Here is a 7,515-nt window from a genome sequence, read left to right as displayed (position 1 = left end):
AACAACCCCTTGCAACTCCCTATTATGCAAGTGAATTTACAGTCGGAAGTTACGGTGAGTACAAATCCTCAATTGATATTTCTGGACCACTTACCTCTGACCAAAAGTTGTTGTATCGCTTGAATGTTGGCTATGAAAATTTTGGGAGTTTTATAGATTTTGTTCACGGGCAATATTTCTCAATATCGCCCGTATTGTCCTATAAGATCAGCGATAATACAAATTTGACTTTGGAATATGAGCATACTGATCAAAATCGAACATTTTATGATGGGTTGCCACCTATTCCTCAATCTTTTCAAGTTCCCATCAGTCGTTTTTTAGGAGAGCCAAGCACTGATAAGTACAATGTTGACTCTGATGCATTTTACTTGACTTTAGATCATACCTTCAGTGAAAATTTACGGCTGCGTAGTGCCTTTTCAGCATACCTTACTACTTCTGGTTTAAATGCATTTGTTCGACCAGATTCACTTGAAGCGGATGGTCAGACAATATCCCGAAGGCTTGCAGCAGGTGCCGGTTATGGTCAAACATTAGAACTGCAAAATGAATTAGTCGGCAAGTTCAAAACTGGTTCGATTAATCATCAGCTGCTCCTGGGTTTAGAGTTAAGTTGGCAAAACCAGTTTGGTGATTTCCTTCGCACTGCCGCTCCTGGGATTAATCTTTTCAATCCAGTATATGGTGCGCCACTGCCAACTAGTTTCGTCGATACAGCAGACAGAGGGGGGTCTTATACCGATACTACAGCTATTTACTTGCAAGACCAGGTGACATTACTTTCTAATTTGAAGTTACTGGTTGGTGGAAGATATGATTTTGTCAGCTACAACGACAGAAACATAGACTTGAATAATAATCTGCTTTCTACAGATAAGTTTTACGATGAAGCTTTTTCACCCCGTGTGGGACTGGTTTACCAACCGATAAAACCAATCTCCCTATACGCCAGTTATAGCGAGTCTTTTGCACCCAACAACACCCTATCACCTAACCTAGCGCAATTACCACCTTCTCGTGGAACCCAGTATGAAGCCGGAATTAAAACCGAGTTATTGGATGGTAAGCTTTCGGCAACACTTGCAGCATACAAGATTACAAAAACCAACGTACCTACAACCGATCCAAATAATACTGATTACTCAATTGCAGCTGGAGAAGTCAAGAGTCAAGGTATTGAATTCGATATTTCTGGGCGAATTTTACCTGGGTGGAATGTGATTGCATCCTTTGCCCATAACGATACCTTTGTCAGCAAGGATAATGACCTACCTGTAGGTGACAGATTGGTTGGTGTGCCAAGGGATACTGCTAGCTTCTGGACAACCTATGAAATTCAAAGTGGTTCCCTTAAAGGATTGGGATTTGGTGGAGGACTGTTTTTTGTCGGCGATACCGAAGCCAATCTACCAAACAATGGAGTTATCATTCCTTCCTACGTCAGAACTGATGCCTCTATTTTCTATAAAAAAGATAATTGGCGATTTGGTCTCAACGTCAAGAATCTTTTCGACACCACGTATTATGTATCTCAAGGTTACTATCTGCGTCCCGGAGATCCGTTGACTGTTCTGGCGACGATTTCCGTACAGTTTTGATTCCACCTTAACCCTCACCAATGCATCTACGGTGTATATACAAGTCTATCTCAACGCAATTGATGGTTAAGTCTCATAACCTCACCCTGGTTCTGCTACGCAAAACCTGTCCCTCTCCGTGAGTTCGGAGAGGGATGTCCGATAGGACCCTTTGAGGTTTTGGAGGACTTTTGGGTAATCGGATAACTTGTGTGTACACTGTAGCCCAATGCATCGGGAGGATTGAGGGGGGTAAAAATCCAACTTACTTTCGTGGCGATTATGAATCGGAAAAAACTACGCTCTATCGTTTTTTACCTGCACAGATATATCGGTTTTTTTGTTGGACTATTGCTAATTGTCGTTGGGTTAACAGGTAGCCTGTTAGTGTTCGAGCAAGATTTTGACCACTTTATGATTAGTCAACAGTATGGACACATTACTCCCCAACAGGTGCAGTTATCCCCAGAGTCTGTGGTGAATACAATTGAGGCGAAGTATCCCGCGCGAGGTGATTTGCATCTTTTTCGGATTTATTTGCCAGATACTCCTTCTTCTCCCTACCTGGGGCAGTTGTCATCAACTGATGTGCAAAGGAAAGAGGTTTTTGTCAACCCTTATACAGGCAAAATTATCGGTGAGCGGATAACGGATAAAACCCTAATTGGTCTAACACTTAATTTACACTACAGCTTGATGGCAGGTCAAATTGGAACTGCAATTGTTGGCATTGCTGCCTTTTTAATGTGTGTACTTACCATCACAGGTTTAGTTCTCTGGCCGGGTTGGCGCAAATTGATTGCAGGCTTCAAAATCAAGTTTGATGCTCATCCCAAGCGGGTGAACTTTGACATTCACAAAGTTGCTGGCATTATCACTGTCGTCTTTTTATTTTTTACTGGCTTTACAGGCTTTTGCTGGAACTTCTACGATTTGACTGAGCCGATTATTTACGCTGTTACATTCACCTCAAAACCATCTGAGCCAGTATCCAAGCCAATTCCTAGTAAATCAACCTTAGGATTGACAGAACAACTGAAAATTGCCGATGCTGCCTTACCTGGTGCTGTTACCAAAAGCATTTATTTTCCCAGTAAACCAGAAGAGGCTCTACGAATTAACATGAAGCTACCGCAGGAAAGTTCATATGACGCTAATAGTAATGTTTATCTCGACCAGTACAGTGGCAAGGTTTTGCGAGTTGATAATGCTTTAAAGATGCTATTGGGCGATCGCGTCCTCAATTCTTTTGCACCCCTGCACTACGGTACATTTGGTGGCTTACCCACCCGCATTCTCTATGTCTTTGTGGGACTTGCACCGTTAATTTTATTTATCACTGGCTTCATGATGTGGCGTGATCGCTATCGAACAAAATCTCCTACAGGATTTATTAAACGCTTCGTTTTAAAGTAATTATATCATGTCCGGTTAATCACTTACGATTAAGCACCTATTTGAGTTCACCAATGAAAACTGAATCTGTAAGCGGCTTATTTCGTGGTCAAATAAAAATCTGTGCTTGTTGGGCAATTTCCATTCCCAATGCTGCACTGACTCCAAAAGGTATTTTACTCGCTCAGTGACCGTCGTAGACATCGCCTGTATACATCAAGAGGACAGGTTGTCATTTCTCATTAAGCATGGGGCATTGGTTATTAATTCATCTCCCTCACTCCCTCATCTCCCTCTACTCTCCGCAAAGATTCAAACTAGGTCAAAATTTAAATAAACGCGATCGCATCTTACCGACAATGCACATTACCCAAAGTCTCCATACAGCAATTCTTGTGACTGACTTAGAACGCTCGGAACACTTTTATGGCAAAGTATTGAGATTAGCCAAAATAGATCGTTCCCTAAACTACCCTGGTGCATGGTATCAAGTTGGCGACTATCAAATTCATCTGATAGTTGCACCTACTGTCCCCACGGAAAACCCAAACGAAAAATGGGGACGCAATCCCCACATTGCTTTCTCCGTTGCTGACTTAGACACTGCTAAACAAGAGTTACTCAATTATAATTATCCCATTCAACCCAGCGCTTCCGGTCGCCCTGCTCTGTTTACACAAGATCCTGATGGAAATATTATCGAGTTGAGTCAGCATTGAGGGGACAAGAACCAATGAAAAAGGGCATTGCAGCCTTGTCATGTTGCAATATCATTAAATTGGCAATTCTTCCTCCCGTTGCTGATAATAGTTTTAAAGCTAATTATTCAAGAGGTCTGATTGTGGTCTTTGCTCAAACAAGTCCCCCAGATGTAAGAACAACTCGCCTCAGATTAGACGAGTATCGGGCTATGGAAGAAACCAACCCAGAACGCCATGAATACCGCAACGGAGAGATTATTACTATGTCGGGAGGTTCGGAAGCCCATAGTGCGATCGCTAGCAACTTGTTAATTTACTTGGGGTTTTTGCTGAGAGGCACTGATTTTCGTTTGTATAACAGCGACTTGCGAGTTTGGATTCCTGAATATCAGTGTGGTACTTATACCGATTTAATGGTTGTTAATGGCAAACCAGAGTTCAATGGTCAGCGCAATGATGAAATTCTCAATCCTTTACTCATTGTCGAAGTTCTATCACCCTCTACCGAAGCTTATGATCGAGGCGAAAAGTTCAGAAAATATCGCTCTGTTGGCAGCTTTTGTGAATATCTGCTTGTGAGCCAAACTGAACCCTACATTGAGCAGTATCACAACAAAGATCGTAACAGTAATGATCGCTGGCTATGGCAAGTTCACTCTAACCTTGAACGAGCGATCGTCCTGCACAGTTTAAACGTAGAAATTCCCCTGACTGAAATCTATCGTCGCATTAATTTTTAAGGGGCGGCAACTCTCTTACAATAATAGCAAGGAAGCCGAGAAATGGCGCGTTACACGCAGGTTTTCGCATGGTCATCTCACAAAATCACATTGCTTCCAATGACAAATGAAAATCATTGCCTACTCTTATACCGATCCGCTATTAGAATCTTCTCCCGATCAAGCCGATTGGGGATGGGAGGTTGATCGGGTTTATGAAGATTTGGGGAAGCGAGAGTCCTTCCCTCCGGGACGCTGCGCGAATGGACACGCTACGCGAACGCAATTACAACAATTACTTACCGATTGCCAAACTGAACCAGTAGATTATCTTTTGATTCGGCGGTTGGAAGAATTAGGGGATACTGTAGAGGAAATTAGCGATCGCCTGCATCAACTCGAAGCAATGGGAGTGGCGATAATTGCTACTGAACAGCCCTACACTTCCGAAAATTACCCTCTGGGCGCTGACTTGCTGAATTTGCTACACGCAATCCAACGTCAGCAACGTAGTCGTCGCATCCGTCAAGGACACGCCCGTAATCGTCTTAATCTTGCACCGCCACCCGGCAAAATTCCCTACGGCTATCGCCGAGGTAAGGGAAAATATACTATAGATCGCAGTACTTCACCAGTAGTCAAAGATTTTTTTGAACACTTTTTACTCTATGGTTCCCTGCGGGGTTCAGTTCGTTACTTAGCGAAAAAATACGGCAAAAAAATCTCTGTAACCACAGGAAGACGCTGGCTGACTAATCAAGTTTATCGCGGCAATACAGCTTACCAAAATGGTGAAATTATCTCTAATACCCATATTTCAATAATTTCTAAGGAAGAAGCAGCCCAAGTTGACCGACTTTTACGCCGTAACAGCCGTTTACCATCCCGAACTGCTAGTGCTAAGCGTTCTTTAGCGGGGTTGGTTATCTGTGCTGAGTGTCAGTCACATCTGACAGTTACCCGTGTCACCCAACGCAATCAAGATCAGGAGTATCTTTATTTACGTTCTACTAGCTGTCCCCAACGCCCTAAGTGTAAGGCTATTCCCTACCAAGAGGTTTTAGAACATACAATTGAAACGGTTTGCCGTGACTTACCCCTAGCGGTTGCGGGGATGAATTTTCCTCAGTTGGATGCAGTCAAGAATAGTTTCGGGCAAGCGATCGCACGTCAGCAAGAAATACTTGCTCAGTTACCCGCTTTAATTGAAACTGGAATTTTAGATGCCGAAACAGCAAAGTTAAGGGCTTACAAACTCCGCACAGAAATTTCTGCACTGGAAGCAAAGTTGGCGACTCTTCCCCCAGTTAACTTGCGTTCTGTTGCTCAAGCTGTTTCCATACCACAATTTTGGTTAGATTTGTCGGAAACAGAGCGACGATTTTACTTTCGAGAATTCATCAAGCAAATTGAGATTATTCTTCAGAATAAAGAATTAAAACTCCGAGTTATTTTTATTTTCTAAGTAGGGGCACAGCAATGCTGTGCCCCTACGTCAGATGTGATTCAAATAAATGAAAACTGGTGTAAAACGCTATTTCTGAGACGGTTGATCCTTAGTATACGCAGCAGGTTTTGGCCCTGCATTCCGCACATTGATAAATTTATTGAGGATATCAAACCAAAAAGGCGCACCCATAGCAATAGCTAAACCACTGACTATCCAACCGCAAATTAATCTAAAAAGCTGCCAAATTGTGATTAATAAAACGTTTCCACTATTTGGATCAAACTGTTGATTGAGGTTTTGCCATCCAATGGGTACAGAAGCATTTCCTAATAGTTTCTCGATTTTATTTCTGGCTTGTTGATCGTTTATATAATCGGCTCGTTGACTTGCACTTTGAGTAATTGCAGAGCGAATAACCGAATCCTGCGACAATCTATTAATCAGGTGAAATGTATCAGTATTAGTTAATATGGCAATTGATATTCCAATGATAATAGCAACTCCTTTGGCATTGCGCTTATAAACACCACTGGCTCGATCCATAGAGCGATCAAACCATGTTTCGACTTCATTTTTAAACTGATTTATTTCTTCTGTGAGGTCGCCAACCTTTATCCTACTACGTTGAGCAAGGACACGAAGACTGTTAATCAAACTATCAGGTACATCATTAGGTAACTCTTGATTAACAAAATCTCTAAATTCCTGGTCAATATCTCCATAAATTTTTTGAATTGTTTTGTAACTTTCACTATTTGGATCATTAATACCTGCTTGAAGTTCTTTATAAGATGCTAATATCATGTGCAAATTGGTTTGAACTTCATCACTAGGATGTTTCACATAATTAATTAACTGGGGAATTTTCAAGGTATCTAATAAAGTAATTGCAAATGTTTCAGACGGAAGATATGAAGGGGCGCTTTGTTTGTCTCCTAGTGCTTTTTTGTTACTACTTTTAGTATTTTCCTGAAACTGCTTTTCTATTTTCTCCTTTGCTTGTTGATTCAAGGTATTAATCAAAGGATCGTTATAAAGTTTCTGTACTAAATTTTTTGCCTTAGTAATATCTGATTCTTCAGTTTCGCTACCACCTGCTAAAAGTAATTCAATTGAATTTTTTAAATGTTTAGCTCTCCATTGTAAACATGTGGTAATCAATTCTTGAATTTCGGAAGCTAATAAGCTCAAAATCAAGTAAATAAAAACTAAGCCGAGAGTAATATCCACAACTACAGGTAAAGTCATTGACAGGCTCCTATAATTTGAGAGTTGTATAATAAATGCTTTTACAAAATTGTATAACACAGATATTTAAATTCAATAATCGCTTAATTAAATTTAAGATCCCCAAATTTGCTCATATCGCTTAAAATCTTGTATTTAGTCCTCTTGAGAGGAATTTAGCTATCAGAGAGGGAATTTATTCTCAAGCGGGATGGTAAGGAAGCAGAAGATTTAAAAGATGTTAGTAATTATTATCTAAAAAAATTACAACTAATTCCTTTAAGTGTTCAGCACACCATTGAAACCCTGTAGCAATTATTTCCTATTTTTCGGAATTAAGCTAGCTTTCAACTAAGTAGGTAAAAATCAAACTAAGCATCAAGTTAAAAATAAAATACAAGTTTCTTCACGGACGACTCAACAGGTAATAAATAATTTATTGA

General features: G+C 40.7%; 6 protein-coding genes. 5 read left to right on the top strand and 1 reads right to left on the bottom strand.

Annotated features, from left to right (window positions below; all coding sequences use genetic code 11):
- The 5 genes from ACYTXL_RS32135 to ACYTXL_RS32115 all read left to right on the top strand — a co-directional run.
- On the top strand, positions 1-1,601 hold a 1,601-nt coding region (locus ACYTXL_RS32135), incomplete at its 5' end, for a TonB-dependent siderophore receptor (RefSeq protein ID WP_461928142.1).
- A gap of 261 nt (positions 1,602-1,862) precedes the next feature.
- Entirely contained in the window at positions 1,863-2,996 is a 1,134-nt protein-coding gene (locus ACYTXL_RS32130; RefSeq protein ID WP_461928141.1) for a PepSY-associated TM helix domain-containing protein, read from the top strand.
- Positions 2,997-3,334: 338 nt separating this feature from the next.
- A complete protein-coding gene (locus tag ACYTXL_RS32125) occupies positions 3,335-3,694 on the top strand; it encodes a VOC family protein (protein WP_461928145.1) in 360 nt (119 codons plus the stop codon).
- Positions 3,695-3,816: 122 nt separating this feature from the next.
- Entirely contained in the window at positions 3,817-4,416 is a 600-nt protein-coding gene (locus ACYTXL_RS32120) for a Uma2 family endonuclease (protein ID WP_461928144.1), read from the top strand.
- 106 nt (positions 4,417-4,522) lie between these two features.
- Positions 4,523-5,860: a recombinase family protein gene (locus ACYTXL_RS32115; RefSeq protein ID WP_461928140.1), complete on the top strand. Its 1,338-nt coding sequence runs from the start codon at positions 4,523-4,525 to the stop codon at positions 5,858-5,860.
- A gap of 69 nt (positions 5,861-5,929) precedes the next feature.
- Here the strand turns inward: ACYTXL_RS32115 and ACYTXL_RS32110 are convergent, their stop codons facing one another.
- Entirely contained in the window at positions 5,930-7,093 is a 1,164-nt protein-coding gene (locus ACYTXL_RS32110; protein WP_461928139.1) for a hypothetical protein, read from the bottom strand.
- Positions 7,094-7,515: the final 422 nt, after the last annotated feature.

The organism is Nostoc sp. (assembly GCF_054880495.1).
Note: the sequence above shows the minus strand (reverse complement) of the source record. Positions and strands in the feature narration are given on the sequence as shown.

What these genes read in the sequence shown, in the direction of transcription:
- ACYTXL_RS32110 (WP_461928139.1), bottom strand. Translation starts at nt 7,093, where the DNA reads ATGACTTTACCTGTAGTTGTGGATATTACTCTCGGCTTAGTTTTTATT.
- ACYTXL_RS32125 (WP_461928145.1), top strand. Translation starts at nt 3,335, where the DNA reads ATGCACATTACCCAAAGTCTCCATACAGCAATTCTTGTGACTGACTTA.
- ACYTXL_RS32115 (WP_461928140.1), top strand. Translation starts at nt 4,523, where the DNA reads ATGAAAATCATTGCCTACTCTTATACCGATCCGCTATTAGAATCTTCT.
- ACYTXL_RS32130 (WP_461928141.1), top strand. Translation starts at nt 1,863, where the DNA reads ATGAATCGGAAAAAACTACGCTCTATCGTTTTTTACCTGCACAGATAT.